16 protein-coding genes are annotated in these 23,590 nt (G+C 52.0%); 6 read left to right on the top strand and 10 right to left on the bottom strand.

Annotated features, from left to right (window positions below; translation table 11 throughout):
- Positions 1-2: 2 nt before the first annotated feature.
- The 3 genes from ACN0YH_RS10620 (at position 3) to ACN0YH_RS10630 (ending at position 4,984) form a co-directional block, all read left to right on the top strand.
- Complete coding sequence (locus tag ACN0YH_RS10620) at positions 3-1,508, top strand: sugar ABC transporter ATP-binding protein (RefSeq protein ID WP_417379549.1); 1,506 nt, start codon at positions 3-5, stop codon at positions 1,506-1,508.
- On the top strand, positions 1,505-2,464 hold the full coding sequence (locus tag ACN0YH_RS10625) for an ABC transporter permease (RefSeq protein WP_417379550.1): 960 nt from the start codon (positions 1,505-1,507) through the stop codon (positions 2,462-2,464). Before ACN0YH_RS10620 ends, ACN0YH_RS10625 begins: the two co-directional genes overlap by 4 nt.
- A gap of 180 nt (positions 2,465-2,644) precedes the next feature.
- The gene (locus ACN0YH_RS10630; protein ID WP_417379551.1) at positions 2,645-4,984 is read left to right on the top strand and encodes an efflux RND transporter permease subunit; all 2,340 of its coding nucleotides are present in this window, start codon (positions 2,645-2,647) and stop codon (positions 4,982-4,984) included.
- A 16-nt stretch (positions 4,985-5,000) separates the two neighbouring features.
- Here the strand turns inward: ACN0YH_RS10630 and ACN0YH_RS10635 are convergent, their stop codons facing one another.
- From ACN0YH_RS10635 to ACN0YH_RS10680, 10 genes are all read right to left on the bottom strand, one after another.
- Positions 5,001-6,959 carry a preprotein translocase subunit SecA gene (locus ACN0YH_RS10635; protein WP_417379552.1) on the bottom strand — a complete coding sequence of 653 codons (1,959 nt, stop codon included), beginning with the start codon at positions 6,957-6,959 and terminating at the stop codon, positions 5,001-5,003.
- Positions 6,960-7,341: 382 nt separating this feature from the next.
- Positions 7,342-8,262, bottom strand: a complete 921-nt coding sequence (locus ACN0YH_RS10640) for a DNA-methyltransferase (RefSeq protein WP_417379553.1) — start codon at positions 8,260-8,262, stop codon at positions 7,342-7,344.
- A 34-nt stretch (positions 8,263-8,296) separates the two neighbouring features.
- Positions 8,297-8,938 carry a thioredoxin family protein gene (locus ACN0YH_RS10645; protein WP_417379554.1) on the bottom strand — a complete coding sequence of 214 codons (642 nt, stop codon included), beginning with the start codon at positions 8,936-8,938 and terminating at the stop codon, positions 8,297-8,299.
- Between the two features lie 44 nt (positions 8,939-8,982).
- Complete coding sequence (locus ACN0YH_RS10650) at positions 8,983-10,053, bottom strand: Ldh family oxidoreductase (RefSeq protein ID WP_417379555.1); 1,071 nt, start codon at positions 10,051-10,053, stop codon at positions 8,983-8,985.
- Between the two features lie 311 nt (positions 10,054-10,364).
- Positions 10,365-10,775: a hypothetical protein gene (locus ACN0YH_RS10655; protein ID WP_417379556.1), complete on the bottom strand. Its 411-nt coding sequence runs from the start codon at positions 10,773-10,775 to the stop codon at positions 10,365-10,367.
- A gap of 195 nt (positions 10,776-10,970) precedes the next feature.
- Positions 10,971-11,957 (bottom strand): DUF1559 domain-containing protein, encoded by a 987-nt coding sequence (locus tag ACN0YH_RS10660; RefSeq protein ID WP_417379557.1) that lies wholly within the window; start codon positions 11,955-11,957, stop codon positions 10,971-10,973.
- A 413-nt stretch (positions 11,958-12,370) separates the two neighbouring features.
- Positions 12,371-13,681, bottom strand: coding sequence for a PQQ-binding-like beta-propeller repeat protein (locus ACN0YH_RS10665; RefSeq protein WP_417379558.1), 1,311 nt, complete (start codon positions 13,679-13,681; stop codon positions 12,371-12,373).
- A 27-nt stretch (positions 13,682-13,708) separates the two neighbouring features.
- Positions 13,709-15,175, bottom strand: coding sequence for a pyruvate kinase (gene pyk, locus ACN0YH_RS10670; protein ID WP_417379559.1), 1,467 nt, complete (start codon positions 15,173-15,175; stop codon positions 13,709-13,711).
- Positions 15,176-15,247: 72 nt separating this feature from the next.
- Entirely contained in the window at positions 15,248-17,872 is a 2,625-nt protein-coding gene (locus tag ACN0YH_RS10675) for a DUF255 domain-containing protein (protein WP_417379560.1), read from the bottom strand.
- 201 nt (positions 17,873-18,073) lie between these two features.
- Positions 18,074-19,027, bottom strand: coding sequence for an AAA family ATPase (locus ACN0YH_RS10680; RefSeq protein WP_417379561.1), 954 nt, complete (start codon positions 19,025-19,027; stop codon positions 18,074-18,076).
- A 379-nt stretch (positions 19,028-19,406) separates the two neighbouring features.
- On the opposite strand from ACN0YH_RS10680, the gene ACN0YH_RS10685 reads away from it, so the two are divergent.
- The 3 genes from ACN0YH_RS10685 to ACN0YH_RS10695 all read left to right on the top strand — a co-directional run bounded on the left by ACN0YH_RS10685 (position 19,407) and on the right by ACN0YH_RS10695 (position 23,574).
- Positions 19,407-21,515: an alpha/beta hydrolase family protein gene (locus ACN0YH_RS10685; protein WP_417379562.1), complete on the top strand. Its 2,109-nt coding sequence runs from the start codon at positions 19,407-19,409 to the stop codon at positions 21,513-21,515.
- Between the two features lie 108 nt (positions 21,516-21,623).
- On the top strand, positions 21,624-22,712 hold the full coding sequence (locus ACN0YH_RS10690) for an AAA family ATPase (RefSeq protein ID WP_417379563.1): 1,089 nt from the start codon (positions 21,624-21,626) through the stop codon (positions 22,710-22,712).
- Entirely contained in the window at positions 22,669-23,574 is a 906-nt protein-coding gene (locus ACN0YH_RS10695; protein WP_417379564.1) for a DUF58 domain-containing protein, read from the top strand. Before ACN0YH_RS10690 ends, ACN0YH_RS10695 begins: the two co-directional genes overlap by 44 nt.
- Positions 23,575-23,590: the final 16 nt, after the last annotated feature.

Consider the following 23,590-nt stretch of genomic DNA (forward strand, 5'->3'; position numbering starts at 1 on the left):
TCATGTCTGTCGCCAGTGCCGCGCCACTCCTTCGACTTCAGGGAATCACCAGACGCTTTGGAAATGTAACGGCTCTGGACAATGTCAGCTTTGCCGTCGAGGCCGGCGAGATTCATACCCTGCTGGGAGAAAACGGTGCCGGTAAAAGTACGCTGATTAAAATTCTGGGGGGGATCTACCAGCCTGATGCAGGCGAAATCTGGTCCGGCGAAAAACAGGTTCAACTCCGCCAGGTCACAGACGCCGATCAACTCAAAATCCGACTGATTCATCAGGAACTCTCGCTGGCCCCCAATCTTACGGTGGCAGAAAATATTTTTCTCGGCCGAGAACCGGTCCGGTTTGGATTACTGCAGCGGCGGGAAATGAATCGACGGGCCGAAGCACTGCTGGCGCGACTGGGGCTCACAGAAATCAGGGATGTCACCGCAGTCGTTGCGGGACTCAGCACGGCACATCAGCAACTGGTGGAAATCGCCCGTGCGCTCTCGCAGGAAGCGCGGGTTTTAATTCTTGACGAGCCGACATCATCCCTGTCTGAAACGGAAGTCGAGGCACTGTTCACCACCCTGCGCCAGCTGAAAGCACAGGGGGTTGGCATCATTTATATTTCGCATCGCATGGAAGAGATCACGCGCCTCTCAGATCGAATCACAGTGCTGCGGGATGGCAAAACAGTCGGGACTGCGAAAACCGGAGAGATCGAACCGGCGGCTCTCATCGAATGGATGGTGGGCCGCGACATCAAAGAGCATTTTCCCCGCCCCCCGTATCAGCCGGGTGAAATCGCATTAAAAGTTACCGGGCTCAGCTCAGCCTGTGTACATGATGTCTCGTTCGAGTTACGCTATGGCGAGGTGCTGGGGCTCTCCGGCCTGGTGGGAGCAGGCCGCACCGAACTGGCCCGCGCCCTGTTCGGTGTGGATCGAATTCTTAAGGGAACCATCTCCATTGATGGTAAATCAGTACCAATCCACAGCCCCCGCGATGCTTTAAGGCAAGGCCTGGTTCTGGTTCCCGAAGATCGGAAACATCAGGGATTGATCACCGAACAGTCAGTCGCGTTTAATATCACACTCCCCTGGTTAAAGAAATGGATCCACGGTTTACGCTTTGATGAACAGAGCCGCTATGACATCGTGGACCGCACGATAAAAAACTTTGGTGTGCATCTCTCCGATCCCCAACAGCCCATCCGTGATCTCTCGGGAGGAAATCAACAGAAAGTACTCGTCGGTCGCTGGATGGAAGAGCCGCCGAAGATCTTAATCCTCGATGAACCCACGCGGGGCATCGATGTGGGTGCCCGCGAAGACCTGTATCACCTGATCGGCGAACTGGTCAGGCAGGGCATGGCGTTGATTCTGATTTCATCTGACCTGGATGAGGTTCTGAATATTTCACATCAGGTAGGCACGTTTCAGGCGGGCCGTCTGACGGGCGTTTATCCGGCAGAGAAAATCACCGCAGCACAGATTATGCAGAAGCTGACAGGAGAAGAAGCGTGAAGGTAGTCAGACAAATGGTCCCCCTGCTGGCAGCAATTATTATTTTACTGCTGCTGTTTCGCATCTGGGTTCCCACATTTTTAGCGCCGGAAAACATGCTGGACCTGACACAGCAGATCTCGGTGAATACGATCCTGGCACTGGGCATGACGCTGGTCATCCTGATCGGCGGAATCGATCTGTCCGTCGGTGCGATGGTGGCGCTGGTCGGAACCACAACCGTGTACTGTCTCTCGGCCATTTCCGGGGACACGCAAAATGTGTTTTATCTCCTGGTCTCTGTGATGGCAGGGCTGGGGGTGGCTGCGCTCTTTGGAACCTTTCATGGCATTGCTGCTGCGAAAACGGCAATGCCTCCCTTTATTATTACCCTGGCTTCCATGCTGATTGCCCGCGGTTGCGCGCTCCGTTTTAACAGTGGCTTGCCAATTTCGATTGGAGATCAGCAGACCATTCTGCTGGCGATCGGCAATGGGCGACTTTTTGGCGTAGTGCCTGTCCCCGTGGTCATCATGCTCACGCTGTTCGTGCTGATGGCGCTGCTCCTGCATCGCACGCGTTTTGGCCAGCATATCTACGCGTTGGGAGGCAATCGTGAAGCTGCCCTGTATACAGGCATTCCAGTAGTCCGTGTGGAGGTGTTGGTCTACCTGATTTGTTCTGTACTGGCAGGGGTCGCGGGTATGATTCACACTTCCCAACTGTACTCTGCAGAACCTGCTTCAGGAGAAATGTTTGAGCTGACAGCGATCGCGGCAGTCGTTGTAGGTGGTACCAGCTTTACCGGCGGGCGGGGTACGATATTCGGCACCTTGATTGGCGCTGTTATTATCGGTATACTTGATAAAGGTCTTAATCAGGCTGGCATTCATTACTCACTGCAATACATAGTAAAAGGGGCAGTGATTCTCATTGCCGTCTATATCGATGTGCGACGCAATCGACAGACGGTTTGATGTGAGAGTCATTTCTTTGTGTGGGTTGTAGGGGTTAAGCAGGCGAAGAAGTCTGCAAAAAGGTTGTCATTTTTTATGACGAGTGCAAAGTCGTGAGCTAGACTTGCTGTGTACGGATGGGCTGGGATTGCCCTGTAGTACCTGTGATCGTGTTTTGCCCCTTACACAAAGATCGTCGCCATGACCGCTTCAAAACCGCATTATATCCGCCGTTATCTCATCACGGTTGTCTTACTCGTTCTCATCACACCATTTCTGATTTATGGTGCCCACAAAAGCGTGGAAAGCATGTCGATTGCCCCGGAGAAATGGGCGCCTGACTTCATGCAATCCAGGCAAAATTACGATCAGTTCTCCAAAGATTTTGAGAGTAACGATCTGATTCTCATCAGCTGGCCCGGCTGCACCGTTGATGATCCGCGATTAATCGAATTTGAAAAGCAGATCAACGCATCGCGCGCCACCGAATTCGGCGAAACGCATGAAACGCTGTTCGACCGCATCGTCAGTGGCGCCGGGACTCTGAACTCGCTTACGGCAGCTCCCCTTAAACTGCCGCGCGAAGAAGCTTTGGAGCGATTGCAGGGGGTGCTCGTCGGGAAAAATCTCAAAGACAGTTGTGCCGTCATTATTTTAACTTATCGGGGTAATGAATTACGGACTCAATCCATTAATCATGTTCTGGATGTAGCGGAAGAAGTCTGCCAGCTTCCCCGTGAAGAATTTCATATTACCGGACCTCCTGTGGACGGGGTCGCCATTGATCAGGCAAGTATCCATAGCGTCAACCTGTTTGGTGCCTTATCAGCCATACTGGCAACGCTGCTGTGCTGGTTCTGTATTCGCTCCTGGATGCTGACAGGTACGATTCTGCTGGCCGGACTCTTCGGGCAGGGACTGGTACTGGCGATGGTCTATTACATGGGGTATTCGCTGGATGCCGTACTGATTATTACACCTTCACTGGTCTTCGTGCTCACGATTTCTGCCGGTGTGCACCTGGTGAATTATTATTACGACGAATTATTCTCCACCAACGCAAAATCAAAAGCAGAAGCAGAAGCCGCAGTGCGCAACGGATTTGCCAAAGGCTGGTATCCCTGCCTGCTGGCAGCGATCACGACGGCGATTGGCCTGGGGTCCCTGATGGTCAGCCAGATCAGCCCGATCGCACTATTCGGTCTGATTGCCTCCGTCGGATTACTGATCACGCTGGGAGTGCTGTTACTGTTACTCCCCGGAGCCATGCAGCTCTGGCCGCCACAACAAATATTGAAAATGAATCGCGAAGGACAGACCAGTCACTCTCCCCGCTACTTCACACGTATCTCGGCCTGGCTGGAAAATATTCCTCGCTTGTTAGAACAATATTCTGCCCCCGTCTTTCTCTCGCTGGTACTGCTGATGGCCGTCTCAGCGTATGGCCTGCTTTCGATTCGCTCCTCAGTCGATGTACCCTCCCTGTTTCCACCGGGAAGCCAGGTACTCAACGATTATCAGTTTAATGAAGAACGCATGGGACCGCTGATTCCTGTCGAAGTAATTATTGAATTCGATAAGGACTGTAAAAAAACATTCCTGCAGCGTCTGCGGATTATCGATGAAATTGAACAGACCATTGATGACATCGACGGCTATACCGGTACCATGTCGGCTGCCACATTTGGCCCCAACCCGGTGGAACACAACGGTTTCGAATCAATCTTCCGAAAAGTGGTGACCAATAAAAAGTTAAAGGAGAATCGTGAAGCGGTGATCAGCTCCGTCTATCTGTCTGATAACGGCGGAAGAGAATCCTGGCGCATCAGTGCCCGCGTTCCTGCATTGGGAAAAGTTGATTACGGTGCTGCCCTGGCCAAACTCAAATCAACATTACAGCCTGCACTGCAGGAATATGAATCGCAGGGCGTGCAACTGACTGCTTACTACACCGGAATCATGCCACTGATTCACACCGTTCAACAATTGATTTTACAGGACCTCACCTGGAGCTTTCTGACCGCGTTTGTGCTGGTGGCGCTGATGATTATTATCGTCCAGCGCAGCATCGTGACGGGTTTGCTGAGCATGTTGCCGAACGTGTTCCCGATTGTGGTTGTATTTGGCATTATGGGCTGGCTGGATATTCCTCTCGATATCGGGGCTGTTATGACTGCCAGTGTCGCACTGGGAATTGCCATCGACGACACGCTACATTTTCTCTCCTGGTTCCGTCGTGAAAAAGGTCTGAATCACAGCAGCGAACAGGCGGTTCGATCAGCCATGAAGCACTGTGGTCGGGCGATGATTCATACCACCTTTATCTGTGGCTTGGGCCTACTGGTGTTTGCCTTCAGCGATTTCATTCCGACACAACGCTTTGCCTGGATGATGCTGGCACTGCTGACGACTGCTCTGATTGGAGATTTACTCTTCCTGCCGGCAATGCTGATTCAGCCGTTCGTCAAACACCTGCAGTTTGCCAGAGAGCGATTTCCTAACGGAATGGAAATCAGAACCACCACTTATTCCACTGAGTGAACTCGGAGTTCACTCTTTAAAGTGCATCCAGGTTCGCATGCTGTCCCAGCTTGTGCAGCATCTCGCGGCGTTCCTGGATTCGCTTGACCAGTTCAATTCGCTGCAGCTCATGACGTTTTTCGATCCGCTGCTGTGCCTGATAAAAGGCACGCAGTACCGTTTTCCGATCATGGATGCCACCTTGAAATTTGGCGATGAGCTCTTCAACGGCTTCAGAGTCCAGGCTGGTTTTCAGAATGTCATCTTCCAGTGAAACAAAAACCCGTGCACTGCCCGGATCTCCCTGGCGTGCGGCCCGGCCCGTTAACTGCCGGTCAATCCGCGCCGATTCATGGAGTTCAGAACAGATCACATGTAGACCGCCTCGCTCCGAGACGTCTTCACCCAGCAGAATATCAGTACCGCGTCCTGCCAGGTTGGTCGCGACGGTGATTCGGCCTGGCTGGCCTGCCTCTTTGATGATGGCTGCTTCGTTTTCATGATTTAAGGCGTGCAGGACTTCATGTTCCAGTCCCGCCTGCAACAGCAGAGCGGAGAGTTCATTCGACAGGTTCACCGATCGTGTGCCGATCAGAACAGGTCTGCCCAGGTGATGCATCTCTGCGGTTTCCTGTACGATGGCATTCCATTTTTCCTCCGCTGTCATAAAAATCTGTTCCGGATGCAGTTCACGTCGGGAGGGTCGATTGGTGGGAATGCTGATGACGGGAGTCGAGAAGACTTTTTTCAGTTCGCTGGCTGCGGATTCAGCGGTCCCCGTCATCCCTGCCATCCGAGGATAGCGGGCAAACAGTTCCTGCACAGTCGTTTGGGCGCCAACTTTAGTGGGGGTCGTGATCTCCAGGCCTTCTTTGGCTTCAATCGCCTGATGTATCCCGTTCTGCCACATCCGCCCTTCCGAGATGCGACCGGTGAATTCATCAACGATCGCCACCTTTTCATCGCGGACTACATATTCACGTCCGTTATGAAAGTAGTTTTGCACGCGTAAGGCCCGTTCGGAAGCGAGGTAGGCGGTTCCCGTATCCAGGGAAGTGGGGGCACCCTGCTCCAGCAGCATCTCACGTACAAGTCGTCGGCCTGCCTCGGTCAGTTCCATACCCTGTTGCGGGCCATGGTCGATGTAATGCTCGTTTTCGGTCAGCCTGGTTGCATGCGAAGCACCCCATTGGCAGACGCTTTTCAATTGACGTTCTTCTCGAAGGTCCTGCTGACCGATGATCAGAGGCGTACGTGCTTCATCAATCAGAATGCTGTCGGCTTCGTCGATGATGACCATATAGGGGGCGCGCGGATTGACCATCAATCTGGCTGTCTTGTCGGTCTGACGACCGAATAGCTGCTGACGGCGTGAGTTGATCGACATCTTCTGGTCGGGGCTACTCAGCAGGTCGCGCAGATAATCAAACCCGAATTCCCGCGCGGTACTATATGTGATATCACAATCATAGGCGTCCCGTCGCTCTGAGGTTGAAGAATCTGCGGTGATCACGCCCACGGTCATCCCCAGAGTGTGATACACGGGGCTCAACCAGGCTGCATCACGTTCTGCCAGGTAATCATTGGCGGTCGCAATATGGATGCCCGCTTCGGGTAACGCATTCAGGCAGAGGACCAGCGCCGCTGTCAGGGTTTTACCTTCCCCTGTCTGCATCTCGGCGATGGCACCTTCATGCATGGCGAAGGCACCCAGGTATTGTACCGGATAAGGGGTGATCCCCAGATGCCGCTGCATCTGTTCGCTGACAATCGCAAAAGCTTCCGGCAGAAGATTTGTCAGCGATTCTCCACTCTGAACCCGGTAACGCAGTGAATGCCACTCATCAAACAGTTGGGAATCGGTTTGCGTATGGTACTCTTCCTGCAGACCCTGGATCTGGGTGATCATGTCCCACCAGAGAGACGGGATTTCATTTTCGCCTGTCAGCAGAAAACCACGAATTCGATTTGTCAGCGAGGAGATAAAGTTTGTCACGATGACTGTTACAATCCTGACAATAGAAAAGAGAGATTGGATCTGTTTATTTTAACTGAATCGCAGTACTGATTCGATCCTTTTTATCCCACCAGTGGAAGTGAAGTCTAAAAAACCGGTCCGGTGTGGTTTTTTTGCAACGCTCCCCGCAAACCAATGTGGTTATCAGGAAACAATTTAGGGACTTGAAGTACGAATTCAGTTCATTTCGACGGAAATACAGAAAAACGCATCTTTCATGCCGCTGGACAGCGGGGATCAGGATCGCGATGAGCATCTGACTGGGAGAATCTGCAGGTTCCAGCAGGTCCGCGCTCCTGCAAGAAGAGACGCTGGGGCGAGTGGTGAGGTTTTCACCTCACAGCCAGTTCAGATCAGGGTTTTATTTGCGAGGAGTCGCGCGTTTGGAAGCGGCTTTTTTTTGCTGGCGATCTTCCAGACGCTTTCCGTTTTTTGTCGCAGGCGCACTGACCAGGGGATTCTCCGCGCCATCCAGAGGCTGTCCGGGTTTGATCTCAGCCAGTCGCTGTTGGGCCCGCGCTCCGTATTCTTCAGAAAGTTCGAAGCCCACAAACTGTCGCTCCAGTTTCTTCGCGACCGCCAGCGTTGTGCCGCTCCCCGAAAAGGGATCCAGTACCACTTCTTCGGGGTGAGAACAGGCACGGATAATGCGTCCCAGCAGTTGTTCGGGCATCTGGCAGCCATGCCAACCCTGACGCTCTTTGAATGTTCCATTGATCCGGGGGAAATACCATGTATCTTCTTCTGCCTGGAAACTCTCGGGAATGTCCTGCGGCCTTAAGATCCAGGTATCATCAGGCAGGCGGCCTTTGGGGTTCGCGCGTTTATCGCCATACACCAGCTGTCGTGCAGAAGGAATGCGAATTGCCGGATCGTCGGCATTGAAGGTATACTGTTTCGGGTTCTTGACCATATAAAACAGGTGCGCATGGGAACGGCTGAATTTATTTTTGCAGTTCACACCAAACGTATAATACCAGATGACCCAACTGCGGCAGGTCAGCCCCAGTTCACGCTGCATCATCACTTTCAACTCAGCGGCATACTCATCCCCAATCGCCAGCCAGAAAGTGCCATCCGGTTTTAACACTCGCACTACTTCCGATAGCCAGAGCTTACACCAGTCCAGATACTGCTCACTCTCCAGCCGGTCTTCATACTGATCGTATTCGTAACCGATATTGAACGGAGGATCAGCAAATGCCAGATCGATGGACTCCGTTTCCAGTTCCAGCATACCTGTGATGCAATCCTGAATATGTATCTGATTGAATTTTGTCATAGGATAACATTCGCGGACGAGGGGAGAGCGGAATTCAGTTTTTTCTGCGAATGCGTTTGTAACGAACATTACAGCCGATCGCAATGGTTTCCGTTGTTTCCGGCTGTTTCCCGTTTAAAGCGGCTGCAATCGCCTCTGACACGTAGTCCTGCGTGACTTTGCTGGCATCGGTTGCATCGTCCATGGCGCCCATGTACACAACTTTGCGTGCTTTGTCTAAAACAAAAAATTCCGGGGTCCGTGTGGCTCCGAACGCCTGGCCGATCTTCTGGCTTTGATCAAACAGATACGGAAACACGAATTTCTTTTCTATCGCCTGCGCTTTCATTTTTTCCAGACTGTCCGCGGGTACCAGGTTCACATTCACGGCAATCACCGCCACGGGTGAATCTTTGGCAGAATACTTTTGCGCCAGTCGATTCAAGCGATCTTCGTAATCAACCGCATACGGGCAGCTGTTGCAGGTGAAGGCGATCACCAGTACCTCTTTGTCCTGAAAAGAAGCACTCGAGTACGATTTGCCGTCCGTCGCCGGCAGCTTCTCCCAGGTCGGCGCTTTATCTCCTACGTCCAAAACGGGATTGTATTTCCCCGCATAAAGTAGAGATTCATTTATTAACAGACTGCAGACTGATACAGCCAGCAGTAAAAATAGCTGTCGTGAAGCAGACATCATGATCAACCTCAAAAATATTCCGGGAAACTAAGTGGGGTACCGTATTACCAGGGGACATCAAAACGAATTCGTTCCGCCAGTTCTTTTAACTGGTTCGCATGATCACGGTGCACCAGCAGCCCTTCACTTAATGAACGCTGGGTCTGCTCCCATTCGAGTTCACCCGACAGTCGGACCGGTTCGTTTTCATTGACCGTACCCAGTTGATGAATGGCCTTGATGGCGGAATCGAGTTCATCATGAAAATGTTCTTCTTCAACAAACTGTTTCAGGTCGATCACATAGAAGAAATGTTCCGACCCTTCGATCTCCGGTGCTTTGGTTTTATTGATCGGCAGTTTCCCGCCAGCCAATGCGCCTGTCAGAATCGAGCTGACCATCGCCAGTCCATATCCACGCGGGCCCGCTGCGGGCAGCAGCGTTTTTACTGCAGACGAATCGGTGGTTTCTTTGCCTTCGCTGTCGAGGGCATAACCGGGCGGGACCGGCAGACCATACATGGTCTGCGTCTCCAGTTTGCCCCAGGAGGTTTTCGCACATGCCATATCCAGTACAAACGGGGCGCCTGCGCGTGTGGGGACACCCCAGGCAATCGCATTATTGGCGGTGGCACCCTCGGTGCTCCCATGGGCGGCAACAGTCGCTCTTCCTGTGTTGGTAGTGCAGTAGCCGATCATACCTGCTCTCACAGCCATCAGAACATACACGGCGGCAGCGCCAAAATGATGGCTGTTCTTAACAACGACCGTCCCCGTTCCGACTTCTCCCGCTTTTTTGATCGCCAGTTCCATGGCCCGGGTCGCTGCGACGTGCCCCATCGACTTGCTGCCGTCCAGTACCGCGATCGCCGGCGTTTCTTTGAGAGTCAGAATCTGGGCCCGGGGATCGATGTCACCCATGTCCATCGAATCGAGATAGCGTTCAGCCGTGCGACTGCCATGTGAATGGATGCCGCGCAGATCAGCTTCAATCAAACGGTCGGCAGAGATTTCCGCTTCGACCTCAAACATACCCATGCGAACAAACAGCTTGACCAGCAGTTCTTTGAGCGGCTCCAGGGGAATCTGAACTTCCTGGGATCGATCCTGAGGCGGTGCAAAATGATCCGACGACATAATAGTGGCTCTTTAAGTAGGGGGCAGTACCCGCGTGCATCATCATGAATGCGGGAGGAAACATATGCCTTCATCATATAATAACCACTCGCCAATTCCAGCCTGATTCGACTTCGGCCCTGCTTGCCTGCGAGATTTTTCAAACTCTGAATTGACCATATCAATCCCGTGCAGGGCTACAAACTATCAGCGGGAACGCATCACATTTAAGAAACGCGTCTCTCAATCTAATATACTCGGGCCAGACAGCTCTGGAGACGCTACACCAAAACTGGACACAGTCTGGTTCCATATTTACCAGCCGTGGTGGTTTAATTCGTCATATTTAAGTCAAATGAATTTTCCCCTTCACTGATTTCGAATTCCAGGTTACTTTTTTTCGGATCGCGATATATCAGGGGGATATTTTTGTATTCTTTTTTGGTCGATACCGGAATGGCATCCTGAGGTGGTGCTTCGGGAGGGGGCAAGACCGTGACAGCATATTTTCCTGTTTTTAGTGGATCCGTAATAGAGTAAAGGCCACCCTCTGAGAGGTCCGCCGAAGCACCCACACCCAGTTCAGAGGAATAAAAAGAAATCACACCTTCCGTGACGGGCGCACCTTCATAACTTACTTTGCCTTTGACTTGCCCCGTGGGGATTTCTGGCTCCCCCCCGCAACCTGAGATCAAAAAAATGAATCCACTGAGAACAGTGTAAAATTTTAAACGTGCCTTCATGCTGAAACCCTTCGTCAACGTTACCTGGTGTTATGGGACAGAGATCATTACCCTCTGACTCGTGAAGGGAGCAGAGGGATGTTGCCTGTGCTGATCAATGGTGTGCTTCAAGTGAACCCCCATCACCATAGCGTCCCTGGTGTGCAGGATGATTCCGGTCAACCAGAGAGAAGCTATGGTAAGACTGGACACAGTCTAGAACTCACCGATGACCTGTCCATCGTCACGCACACAGAGTTGTCTCAGTGTCAGAAAATCAAGATTTTCGGAAACAAAGCGGACGCCTCCATCTGCCAGTAACGTATGGATTCCGCCGGTGTGATAAGAATTGATAATCGTATTTCCAGAGTAGGCACTGTTTGAGCGGGGAACAGTACTACCGCCAGCCTGACCTGATTTCGCGTTGATGGAAAAAGCAACCGTAGTCACGCCTGCCACGTGATGCGCGCCGGTTCGAGTTACAACATCACCTGAGGAAGACCAGCCGCGCCAGCCACCATGATAGTTGGTACGCCAGTCATTACCGGAAACACTTCCGGATTGTTCCGCAACGATGATCGTGTTCGAAGTGCCGTCTGTCACATCGCGGAAACGATAGTTCTTGCCGGGAACCAGTAATCCATTATTGCAATACACGCCGTAGTCAGCCGCGGTAGAGCAGACATTCGAGCGACCGGCCGGGTCAGGAGTGGCGCCGCTGATGCCGACATAATCATGGCATTGCAGTCGATCGTAATTACACATGCTGCCCGAGGGGTTGTTAGGATCCAGCGGACTGGAAGGACACTGAAAAACAGGTACCTTGATTCCCACGATAACTAAATTCGTGTTAGTGGCCTGTTGGCCATAGCTGCTCGATGAATTACAGCCGGAAGCCCAGTGCCCAGAAACATTCAACTGGTTAAAAAGCGGTGCCTGGTCCATGCTGGGCAGTAAGCCATAGCGCCAGTTAGGGCGGTTGCCGGGAAGGGCACCCACGGGAAACGCACTGTAGGTTTCATGATAATTATGTAAGGCGAGGCCGATCTGCTTCATGTTATTTTTACAGGTGCTCCGCCTTGCCGCTTCCCGGGCCTGTTGCACTGCAGGAAGTAACAGAGCGATCAGAATGGCGATAATAGCGATAACGACCAGCAGCTCAATTAAAGTAAATCCTCGTTTCGATTTGTTCGGCGGGTACATAGGAGGCCTCTTCATTTAATTAAGGAGTGATTATGAGGAAGGAAAAACAAGCTTTTGCTCAGGCAGTGAGCAGGGGCATCCAGCGGATTGCCCTGACTTGATCGGTGTGTTTGGAAGGTGGTTTAATGGGGAGCCTAAAGGCAGGGGATGAATCTGGGCAGGGGGTAAGTTACGAGTTCTTTGTAAGTAATACTAAGAATATAAGGGCCCACTTATGTTCTCGCAATAACAAATTTGAGCAGATGATCAGATTTCGGAAATCTTTTCAAAAGAAAGAATTGCTAAATGCATTCACAAGAATAAGATACGTTTTGCAAATGACAGGAGAAGCAGAATCATAATAGAGCGCAGGCTGATTGCAGGTCAGTGTGAGCCATCCGGAAAACTGGTTCTACAATCAACAGCAGGTGACGCTATCTGGCAGACAGATCGACGCGAATGATCTCTTTATCGTTACGGGCGAATACGCTTTTCATCGCGAAGGCGGGATGCGACCAGATTGTCATCCGCCGCTGGACACGCCGCGTCGGTTCGATCAGTTTTGCCCGGCTCAGTTCTTCGTAGCCTGCGGGAGTCAGATTCGCGATGATCAGATCGCCTTGCTCGTTGTGCAAAAAGTAGCGATCTTCATGGGGAATGATAAACGCATTCCACCAGCGGCCTTTGCCTGTGGCCTGGAAGGTTTCCCACAGTCGCTTTCCGTTACTCGCATCCAGGGCTCGCAACTGTCCGTAGCTGCCGACTCCGTAAATATTCTTTCCATTGAAGACAGGGGTCATCATAATCGGATGCAGCCCATCGGTATTGATTTCGCTGTCACTCTTGCCTGACCAGACAATCTTTGCCTGATTGCCATGAGGCGAGACTTCAATCATCCGCGGTCCGTTATAAAAGCTGGCGACAAACAACCGGTTTCCCACCTTGCGGGGCGTGGCGATCGACAAGCCGTAGCGTACTCCATTGGGGACCTCCCAGATCCGTTTCCCATTCTCCGGGTTGATCGCGGAAACCGCCGTCGGGTGCCACACAATCAGTTCCCGCTGGCCGCCAAATTCAAAGATGACAGGGGGCGCATATCCGACGGCCGCGTCTTCCAGCGAACGCCACAGCTCTTTTCCGGTCTGCTTATCAAAACTGACTACAAGCGAATTCTTCTGACCGCCTACCAGCGCAATCAACTGGTTACCATCCACCAGCGGCGCAGCGACCATGCCCCAGGTGGGGAGTTGTGTTCCATATTCGGATACAAAATTCTTACCCCAGAGCACGTTCCCGTTCTTCGCATCCAGGCAGAGCAGATGTCCCTGCGCGCCGACGGTATAGACGCGATCATCGTTAATGACAGGCGTCGAACGGGGGCCAGCGGGATAACTGACCGAGTACTCTACAGGGTACTCATATTTCCAGATGATCTTTCCGGTATTCGCGTCGAGACATAAAACACGTTCAAAGCTGACCCGCTGTTTGAAAATGCGGTCCGTCACAAAGACGCACCAGCGTGAATTCACTTGAGCGACCGCTGGTCCGGCATAACCTTCTCCGATCGGCGTTGACCAGACACGGGGCAGCATGCCGGAGGTAGGCAGGGTTTCTACAATTCCCGTTTCCCGCCAGACCAGATCGTGCTCTGGTCCTCCCCATTGAGGCCAGTCGTCACAGAAGCCCTGCTGCGAAGCGAAACTGAAACAGAATACGAACGCGAGCAGACAGCGTGTGATGGTCATGATTACCTCAAGGGGGAACGGAAAGAATTATTTCACTTCGTGGACCAGGAGCATGTCATGTCCCTGCGAGGTCCAGTCAGTTCCGGAGATCAGGACAATCTGGCTTCCGGTTGACAGGAATCCATGTTTTTTGCCGTAGCTGGCGATGAACTTTAAAATCTTGGACGGCGACTTTTCGACCACATCGGTCAACAGTGAAGTCACACCCCAGTATAAAGTCATCCGCCGCGCCGTTGCCGGGCGATCAGTCAAGGCGACGGTCGGGACAGTCCGTCGCTGTTTCGATAACGCCATCGCAGTTTTACCTTCGTGTGTGCAGGTCACCATCAGATCGGCATCCAGTTTTTCTGCAGTGATCCCCGCGCCCATCGTGACGGCTTCGGTGACTTCGCGGGCATACAGTCGACGATTACTGGTGGCTTCTTCAGAATGCAGATTGGAAGACAGAATGCGGGCCGCCTCGCGGACGATGCGGCTCATCATTTCCACCGCTGCCAGGGGGCTCACGCCCACGGCCGTTTCGCCTGAAAGCATCACGGCATCGCTGCCGTCCAGCACCGCATTGGCAACATCGCTGGCTTCTGCCCGGGTCGGGAAGGTGTTGAACTGCATGCTGTCCAGCATCTGCGTGGCTGTAATCACAGGGACGCGATATTGATTGCAGAGATGAATGATCCGTTTCTGGATGATGGGCACACGTTCGATATCCACTTCGACTCCCAGATCGCCACGCGCTACCATGACGGCATCGGTCAACTTGAGAATCTGTTCGATATCACTGACCGCTTCAATCTTTTCGATCTTGGCAACGATATGTGGCGCGTCAACCGGATTCAGTTTTTCAATTTCTTCATTCAGCTGTTTAATATCGTCTGCGGAGCGCACGAAACTGAGGCCGATATAATCCAGCCCATGTTCGATGGCCCAGGCCAGATCTTTCAGATCCTTCTCTGTCAGACAGGGGGTGCTCAACTGCACGCCAGGCAGATTCACTCCCTGCTTGCTGCGGATAATTCCTTCCCGCTCCACCACACACTCGACGAATTCGTCATCTGGAGATTTTTCAACCACTCGCATGGCGACCATCCCATCCGCCAGCAGAACCGGATCACCAACGCGCAGGTCGTTGATCAGCGATTCGTAAGTGCACGTCAATTCCTGGGGGCTATCAGTTTTCAGTCCCCGAATAAAGCGGAAATGCATGTTATGTCGACACGTGATTTCACCGTCAGGCAGTACACCCAGGCGAATTTTGGGGCCGGACAAGTCGCCTAAAATTCCAATCGGCTTTTCCATTTCAGCCGAGATCTCGTGGATATTTTTCACAATCTCCGACAGCCACTCATGCTTGCCGTGAGCAAAGTTCAGACGAAACAGATCCACCCCCGCAATAATCAGTTTCTGAAGCATTTCCCGCGAATCGGAAGCGGGTCCGACTGTAGCGATGATTTTTGTTTTTACCAGTGGATGTTCTGCATATTGTTTGTCGTTCATCATGAACCTTAAAAAGAGTTTTCCGAAAGCAGATCGTAGCGTGCGCCTGAACCTGCTTGAAAGCAGATGTGCTCAGTTTTTTCCATCCGTCTGAAACCATTTCTGATTTACCTGTTTGACAGGTTCTCCCGGTTTGGCGATCTGAAAACTACCTTTCAGACTGACTGTCGTCGGGCGAATACAGGTTTTATCATTGCAGGCCTGGTACTTGACATTGAGTTCCAGCTGTTCCGGTTTGCCTGCTGCTGCAGCGGGAATCGTCAGAGTGCCCCGGATGACAGCCTGCTTTTCGTAAACCAGCAGTGGTTCATCGAAGCCCTCGACAGTAAATGTGTGACCAGCCGGATATTTGATTTGAGACAGTTTGACCTGCTGATTTGATTTTACCGTAAACGTGGTGGGTACCATGAAGTCAGGTTTGGCGGGATTCGCATTGATATGCCAGCCTTCTTCGATGGAGAGCACAATGGCGACCCGGCAGGTTTTTCCGGCAGGCAGTTTATCCACAGAGAGATAGGCTTTTGCAGAGACCAGTTTTTGTTTCGGGTTGACCTGGCCCAGCCCGGCCAGTGCGAGCAGTTCCAGTCCCGGTGTGACGCCCGCCAGTTGTTCCGAGTTTTCTTCGAATTGTTCCAGAGAACCCAGAGTAAAGCCCGCATCTGCATTCGGGGCCGTCAGTGACGATTGCTTCTGATCAGCGGGCGTTTCCAGGAATTCCCCTACAGCCTGTACCAGTTGGGCACAGCGATCCGGATAGCGTTTAATCACGCGACCAAACAGTTGCAGCGTCTGATCTGCATGCTGTCGATATTGGGGATTACCGGTCAACTGCGACAACTGAATCAGGTTTCGTGTACTGATACTGTTGCCGGAAGGAATCGCGGCGTCGTACGCATTTTTAGTGCGGGCGATGAGCTGTTCGTGGTCATGCGTGGTGAAAAAGAAGCCATGCTCTTTCTGATCCCAGAACAGTTTGATCTGCAGATCAGTTAATGCCTGCGCCTGATCCAGCCACTGCTGTTTACCGGTCGCTTCATACAGAGCGAGCAGTCCCTGAACCAGAAAGGCATAGTCATCCAGGTATGCATTCAGCCTTGCCTGACCGGCGCGATAGCTGCGATACAGGTGCCCCTGATCGTCGCGCATCTGATCCAGAATAAACCGGGCTGCTTTCTCTGCAGCAGCCGTATAGGCGGGACGCTTCAGGATCCGGCCTGCGTTCGCCATACCAGTGATCATCAGGCCGTTCCAACTGGTCAAAATTTTATCATCTTTCAACAGGGATTGGCGCTGATCGCGCACTGTATGCAGTTTGTCGCGCATCGTCGCCAGTTGTGTCTCCAGCGCTTCCAGAGTCATCTTCTGCTTTTCAGCCAGTGCTTTGAGGGTGGTCACACGATGCAGCACGTAGCCGTGTTCAAAGCGAACCGGTTCGTTTAAGCCATAAAATTCAGCGAACAGGGGATAGCCTTCATCCAGAATGTTTTTCAGTTCTTCCTGAGACCAGGCGTAATGTTCGCCTTCCACGCCATCCGTTTCTGCATCCAAAGCCGAATAAAACCCTCCCTGGGGATCGGTCAACTCGCGCAATACAAAATCGATGATGCCTTCGGCGACCTGTTTGTAATGTTGGTTGCCTGTCTGCTCATATGCTTTCGCATACAGCGATGCCAGCTGCCCGTTGTCATACAGCATCTTTTCAAAGTGGGGCACATGCCAGTAGCGGTCGGTACTGTAACGGTGAAAACCGCCTCCCAGGTGATCGTAGATGCCGCCATTGGCCATCGCGTCCAGTGTCTGATACAGCACTTTCGCAGATTCCGCGGAGGTACTTTCTGCCATCGGCGATTCAATATCGTACTGCAGTAACACCAGCTTGGAAGAGGTGGGGAACTTCGGACCATTCGGACTGACTTCAGAAAAGTCGATTCCGCCATACTCCGCGTCAAAACTGGCATTGATGGAACGCACACCTGCTTTCACCAGTCTGCCTTCGATGGGAATGGTTTCAGAAGCAGCTTCTTCTTTCTGCAGCCGGGCGACTTCTTTCGCGATGATCGTGGCGCTCTGCTGTACCTTGGCTTTATCGCCGCTCCACAGCTCATTCACTTTCGATAAGACCCGCGGAAAGCTCATCTGCCCTCCCTGGTCGGTGGGTGGAAAATACGTGCCACCCGCAAAGGGCTCGCGATCGGGGGTTAAAAACATCGAAAGCGGCCAGCCTCCATTGTCAGGCGCACCAATCAGGTGAAAGTAGACGCTTAACGATGTCATATAGATATCGTCAATATCAGGCCGTTCTTCACGATCAACCTTGATGTTCACAAAGTTCTCGTTCATGTACTTGGCAATTTCAGGATTCTCGAAAACCAGCCGTTCCATCACGTGACACCAGTAGCAGCTGCTATAGCCCACAGACAGAAAAATGATTTTGTTTTCCTGCTTCGCTTTCTCAAACGCTTCCTGTCCCCAGGGATACCAGTCGACAGGGTTGTGCTGATGTAACAGCAGGTACGGGCTGGTCTCCTTGGAAAGACGGTTGGTAAACATGGCTTTGTTTTTCGTCTTTTCAGATTCGCTTGCTTTGGTTTTCGTATCTTCACTGGCGGACAGCTTCGCTGGATTCCAGTTGGAAACAAAGAATAAGATAGTCAGCAGCAGGACAATCCACCATTTCATATTTTTATGCAAATCCATTTTATGATTCCTTCGGAGGGCGGGCAGATGTTTCTTTGCCCGTTTCACATTTCAGTCTGCGCCAGCCAGCAGATTATCGGCTGATCCAGCAGTGGGTAGCATTATCTTATCCGATACCCGTCCAGTCGACTATTTAATAATAACAGAAGAATCGAAATTCAGCACTTCACTGCAGCCACACCTCAAGCCACAGCATCCGTTTCAGGCAGGGACCGGGATCTGTTGAAGAATCTGGCGAATAATCTCCGTGGCACGGTTTCGCTGGCTCTCACGAACCAGGGACCGGGTAATGACTCGATGTGCTAACACAGGTACTGCCAACTGTTTGATATCATCCGGGATGACATAATCTCGTCCTTCCGTAAATGCTTTCCCCTGAACCGCATGCGAAAACGTAATCGCCCCACGGGTGCTGACGCCCAGTGTCAATTCGGGGTGGTTGCGGGTCACATCTACGATTTCCAATATATAGTCCGTCAGAGAGTCATCGACCCGGACATTTCGCACTGCCTGCTGCATCTCACGCAGTTGTTTCAGCGACAGGACAGACTGCAGGGTATCTACAGGCTCGCCATTACGATGCTGAATCAGCACTTCACGTTCAATGGAACGGTCCGGGTAACCGATATCAATACACATCATAAAGCGGTCAAGCTGGTTTTCCGGCAGGGGATAGGTTCCTTCGAACTCGTAGGGGTTTTGTGTAGCCAGTACGAAGAAGGGGGGTGACAGGGGAATTGTCTGGCCTTCCACACTGACCTGGCCTTCATTCATGGCTTCCAGCAGCGCACTTTGCGTACGGGGAGGCGTACGATTGATTTCATCTGCCAGCAGTATATTAGAGAAGATCGGGCCTTTACGGAATTCGAACTCACCCAGGCCAGGTAGAAAAACATTCGATCCCAGAATATCAGAGGGGAGCATATCCGGAGTGAACTGCACTCGCGTGTAGTTGCAGTCGAGGCTCTTGGCTATTGCTTTCGCGAGCGATGTTTTACCGACGCCGGGGGCATCTTCAATCAGCACATGACCTTCAGCCAGTAGAGTGACGATCGCCAGCTGTACCACATCCGGTTTGCCAATGAGGACGCTGGAGATGTTATCATGCAGTGTCTTAACCAGGCTGGCGGTTTCTTGCTGGGAGCTGACTTCCATTAAAGATCCATTTTCTGATGAGCATTGTTGCTGATATAACGAAGAGCACAGTCGGAATATCAACGTTCAGACGGAATATCAACGTTCAGAAATACAGGATTCCCGCATTGATTTCAACTGACAGTCTAACTGGTTTCGAGGGGATATGGAATTATATAAAAACAGAGAAAATATTTCTGTACAATTGTCTGACTGAGTTTCATTATAGAGAAGCCGATTGTAAAGAAAACCAAATTTTGATAACAATCATTGCTGGTAGCAATCATTTAGGGAATTCAGGGGCTTCGTCATCGTGTTCAGTCCTTTCACTGACCGACAACTCTCATGCTCCTTCATTTCGATATCGTCATAAATTATCAATTCATCAGGATTATACTGCATGTCGGGCCCAAAACAGTCGATCGACCAGTTCGCCTCTCTCACACGACGGTCTTTTTTACAGTCAGGGGGGATGAGCCTGGCTGGCCTGAGTCTGTTAGATCATCTGGTATTTCAGGAACTGGTAGCGGCACCCGCGGCTGCAGATCAAAAAATAGAAACATTAAACCGCTTCCCGCGGATGGTACAGGAATACTTTGTTGAACGCGTCAGGGAACAGGAAGCCAAAACGATTCAGCGTCTCGATGCTTTGAAAACCAAAGCAGATGCGGAAGCTTATGTCACCTCCGTGAAAAAACGCATTCGCGAATCGTTCGGCCCTGAGCCCGAACGTACTCCACTCAACGCGCGAACCACCAGGACGACCGATCGCGATACCTACACGATAGAAAATGTGATCTTCGAGAGCCGTCCCGGCTTTCTGGTTACTGCGAATCTGTACGTTCCCAAAGGGATTACCAAACCAGCGCCCGGCGTCGTGGGAACCTGCGGGCATTCACATAACGGGAAAGCAGAGACCGCTTATCAGTCGTTCTCACAAGGCCTCGCACGCAAAGGTTATGTCGTCCTGATTTACGATCCCATCGGCCAGGGGGAACGCGTGCAATACAGTGGTGACGATCTCAAATCCACGGTGGGTGTCGGCGTTCGCGAGCATCTGCATGGCGGAAATCAGCAGTTCCTCGTCGGAGAAAATCTGGCGATGTGGCGTGCCTGGGACGGCATCCGAGCTCTTGATTATCTGCTGACGCGTAAAGAAGTCGATCCAGAACAGGTCGGTGTCACCGGAAACTCAGGAGGCGGGACCATGACCACCTGGCTGTGTGGTGTCGAGCCACGCTGGACGATGGCAGCCCCCAGTTGTTTCGTGACCACCTTCCGCCGCAACATGGAAAACGAACTCCCCGCTGATACAGAACAGTGTCCGCCTAAAGCTTTGGCACTGGAACTGGATCATGCCGACTTCCTCGCAGCGCAGGCACCAAAACCGGTTCGCATTCTCAGTAAGGAACGCGACTTTTTTGATGTGCGGGGGGCGCGGGAAGCGTATCTGCGGCTGAAGCGACTCTACAAACTGCTGGGCCACGAAGACAAGGTGTCGTTGTTCGTGGGGCCTACCTATCATGGCTATTCGCAGGAAAATCGCGAAGCCATGTATGAGTGGTTTAACCAGGCGACCGGTGTTTCCAGTGAATCAAAAGAGCCGAAGCTGGTCATTGAGAAAGATGAAACGCTCTGGTGTACGCCGAAAGGTTCTGTTGCGGATATCGGATCTAAACCCCTGCATGTTTTTACGGCAGAGCATTCAAAAGCACTGGCGGCGGAGCGAAAGCCGAAATCGGGCGCTGCCCTGCAGTCGGCGGTCGCAGATACTTTACGTTTAAAACATCTGGAAGGAACACCCGATTATCGCATCCTCAGAAACCGGGGCGGTAAAAATTATCCACTGAAATATACCATCGCTTATGCCGTGGAAACAGAACCAGGCATTCAGGCCATCGTGTACCGGGTGTCTGACGAGAAACTTTATTCCAGGCCGCCTCAAGACGCTGGCAAACAGGCAACACTGTATATCTCCCATGTCTCTGCCGATGCTGAACTGCGGGAAGAGCCACTCCTGAAAACCGCCAGTCAGGACAAAAATCGTATTCTGTATACCTGTGACGTGCGCGGAGTAGGGGAATCGATGCCGGATACCACCAACGCAAATTCCTTCTTCACTCCCTATGGCAGCGATTACTTCTACGCGGCCCATGCTGTCATGCTGGATGATCCCTATGTGGGTCAGAAAACATTCGATGTGCTCAGGGTCCTCGACTGGATGGCAGCCAGTGGGCATACCGATATTCACCTGATCGGTCGCGGCTGGGGTGCCCTGCCGGCGACATTTGCCGCCCTGTACTCGCCGCACGTGAAACAGGTAACCCTGAAAAATGCACTGACCTCCTTCAGCGATATTGCAGAAACAGAGCATTATGAGTGGCCTTTATCCACACTGGTTCCGAACGTATTGACCGTCTTTGATATGCCTGACTGTTATGCTGAACTGAAATCGAGCAAAGGGCTTACGCAAATTGCTCCCTGGGGGGCAAAAGGCGCTGACAGCTGAGATCTCCTGCCAACAGCCTTGCATCTTCCCGGGTACGCCCGTCACAATAGTATGAGTTAACAACCGGCGGGCTTAATTCTTTTCTCTGAACAAGAAACTGGCAACATCGTGAGCAGCGACCCTACGACGGAAACTTCCGATCTGGAAGCCGTCGAAAAATTACACCAGGCATATCAGCGACTCCTGCAGGAAGTGAACCAGGTTATCATCGGGCAGCAGCAAGTGGTCGAAGAATTATTGATCTCATTGTTGGCAGGCGGACACAGCCTGTTGGTTGGTGTTCCCGGGCTTGCTAAAACGCTCATCGTGCATACGCTGGCGGATACGCTCAATCTTTCTTTCAACCGGGTTCAATTTACCCCCGATCTCATGCCCGCCGATATTACCGGTACCGACGTGATTCAGGAAGATAAGAATACAGGCAATCGCGATTTTAAATTTCTGCCCGGTCCTGTCTTTTCGAATGTTGTGCTGGCTGATGAAATTAACCGCACGCCTCCCAAGACACAGGCTGCCCTGCTGGAAGCGATGCAGGAACACCAGGTGACGGCCGGGGGACGTAAGCATAAACTCCCGGTTCCTTTTTTTGTACTGGCAACTCAAAACCCGATTGAGCAGGAAGGCACATACCCGTTGCCCGAAGCACAGCTCGACCGTTTCATGTTCGAGATCAAAGTCGAGTATCCCAGTGAAGAAGAAGAGTTTGCGATTGTCAGACAGACGACGTCTGATGAATCGTACTCGGTGAAGAAGGTACTGGATCTGGAGGAACTGCTCTCTTTTCAGTCACTCGTGCGTAAAGTACCCGTCGCCGACCATGTCATTCGTTATGCGATGCAATTCGCCCGTATGACGCGTATCATTCCCGGCAGCGACACACAGGCGGAAGAAGTTCCCGATTTTATTCGCGAATTTGTCAGTTGGGGCGCCGGTCCCCGTGCCAGCCAGAATCTGGTACTGGGAGCCAAATCCCGCGCCATTCTGCATGGGCGAATGTATGTGAGCACCGATGATATTCGAGCCGTCGCGCATCCCGTACTCAGGCACCGCATTATTACCAACTTCAATGCGGAAGCCGAGGGGATGACTCCCGATAAAATTGTGGATCGACTGATTCAACTCATCCCGGTCGACTCCTCTCAGGAAAAACTTGATGGACGATTACCGCAAGTATTTAGATCCGCAGACGCTCGCTAAAGTTCAGAATCTGGATCTGGCGGCGCGACAGATTGTGGAAGGCTATGTATCAGGAGCACATAAAAGCCCCTTTCATGGTTTCTCAGCAGAGTTTGCGCAGCATCGTGAATACGCGACCGGCGATGACCTCCGCTACGTCGATTGGAAAGTTTATGCCAAATCAGATCGTTACTATCTCAAGCAGTTTGAAGCCGAAACCAATTTCACCTGCTATCTGCTGCTCGACTGCAGCGAATCCATGCGATATCGATCCGAGGGAACCGCGCTCTCCAAGTGGGAGTATGCGCGGCTGGTTGCCGCTGCCCTGGCTTATGTGGTTCTCAAACAGCAGGATGCAGCCGGGCTGTGTACGGTTAATGATCGCGTGGTCGACTTTCTCAGGCCGGCCAGTCAGCCAACCCATCTGAAACAGATTTATTACACCCTGGAACATACGGAAGCAGCGGGGGAATCAGGACTGGGCAAGGTCTTCCATGAGCTGGCAGAACGGATTAACCGTCGCAGCCTGATCATTATCATCAGCGATCTGTTTGATGATCTCGACTCGGTCATGCTGGGGTTAAAACATTTTCGTCACCGCAAACATGATGTCAGCCTGTTGCAGGTGATTGACCCCGCGGAACAGGACTTCCCCTTCCAGGAGCCAGTGCTCTTTCGTGGACTGGAAAATCAGCCGCAACAGATGGCAGAACCCCGCTCGCTCAAAAAAGCCTACCAGGCAGAGTTTGAAAAATTTCTGAAAGCAGCGCAGCGTGGCTGCCGTGATCTGAATATGGATTACGGACTGGTTCGTACCGATCAGTCTCTGGATCTGGCGCTGTCAACATTTCTCTCACACCGTCAATCACGGGTGGGCTCTTAGGTTGCATTGATTCGAA

The organism is Gimesia sp. (assembly GCF_048262075.1).
Taxonomy (GTDB): Bacteria; Planctomycetota; Planctomycetia; order Planctomycetales; family Planctomycetaceae; genus Gimesia.

Excerpts from the sequence above, each read along its gene's own strand:
- ACN0YH_RS10680 (WP_417379561.1), bottom strand. The coding sequence starts at position 19,027 with ATGGAAGTCAGCTCCCAGCAAGAAACCGCCAGCCTGGTTAAGACACTG.
- ACN0YH_RS10645 (WP_417379554.1), bottom strand. The coding sequence starts at position 8,938 with ATGATGTCTGCTTCACGACAGCTATTTTTACTGCTGGCTGTATCAGTC.
- ACN0YH_RS10655 (WP_417379556.1), bottom strand. The coding sequence starts at position 10,775 with ATGAAGGCACGTTTAAAATTTTACACTGTTCTCAGTGGATTCATTTTT.
- ACN0YH_RS10630 (WP_417379551.1), top strand. The coding sequence starts at position 2,645 with ATGACCGCTTCAAAACCGCATTATATCCGCCGTTATCTCATCACGGTT.
- ACN0YH_RS10640 (WP_417379553.1), bottom strand. The coding sequence starts at position 8,262 with ATGACAAAATTCAATCAGATACATATTCAGGATTGCATCACAGGTATG.
- ACN0YH_RS10685 (WP_417379562.1), top strand. The coding sequence starts at position 19,407 with ATGTCGGGCCCAAAACAGTCGATCGACCAGTTCGCCTCTCTCACACGA.
- ACN0YH_RS10675 (WP_417379560.1), bottom strand. The coding sequence starts at position 17,872 with ATGGATTTGCATAAAAATATGAAATGGTGGATTGTCCTGCTGCTGACT.
- pyk (WP_417379559.1), bottom strand. The coding sequence starts at position 15,175 with ATGAACGACAAACAATATGCAGAACATCCACTGGTAAAAACAAAAATC.
- ACN0YH_RS10650 (WP_417379555.1), bottom strand. The coding sequence starts at position 10,053 with ATGTCGTCGGATCATTTTGCACCGCCTCAGGATCGATCCCAGGAAGTT.
- ACN0YH_RS10695 (WP_417379564.1), top strand. The coding sequence starts at position 22,669 with ATGGACGATTACCGCAAGTATTTAGATCCGCAGACGCTCGCTAAAGTT.
- ACN0YH_RS10620 (WP_417379549.1), top strand. The coding sequence starts at position 3 with ATGTCTGTCGCCAGTGCCGCGCCACTCCTTCGACTTCAGGGAATCACC.
- ACN0YH_RS10665 (WP_417379558.1), bottom strand. The coding sequence starts at position 13,681 with ATGACCATCACACGCTGTCTGCTCGCGTTCGTATTCTGTTTCAGTTTC.
- ACN0YH_RS10660 (WP_417379557.1), bottom strand. The coding sequence starts at position 11,957 with ATGTACCCGCCGAACAAATCGAAACGAGGATTTACTTTAATTGAGCTG.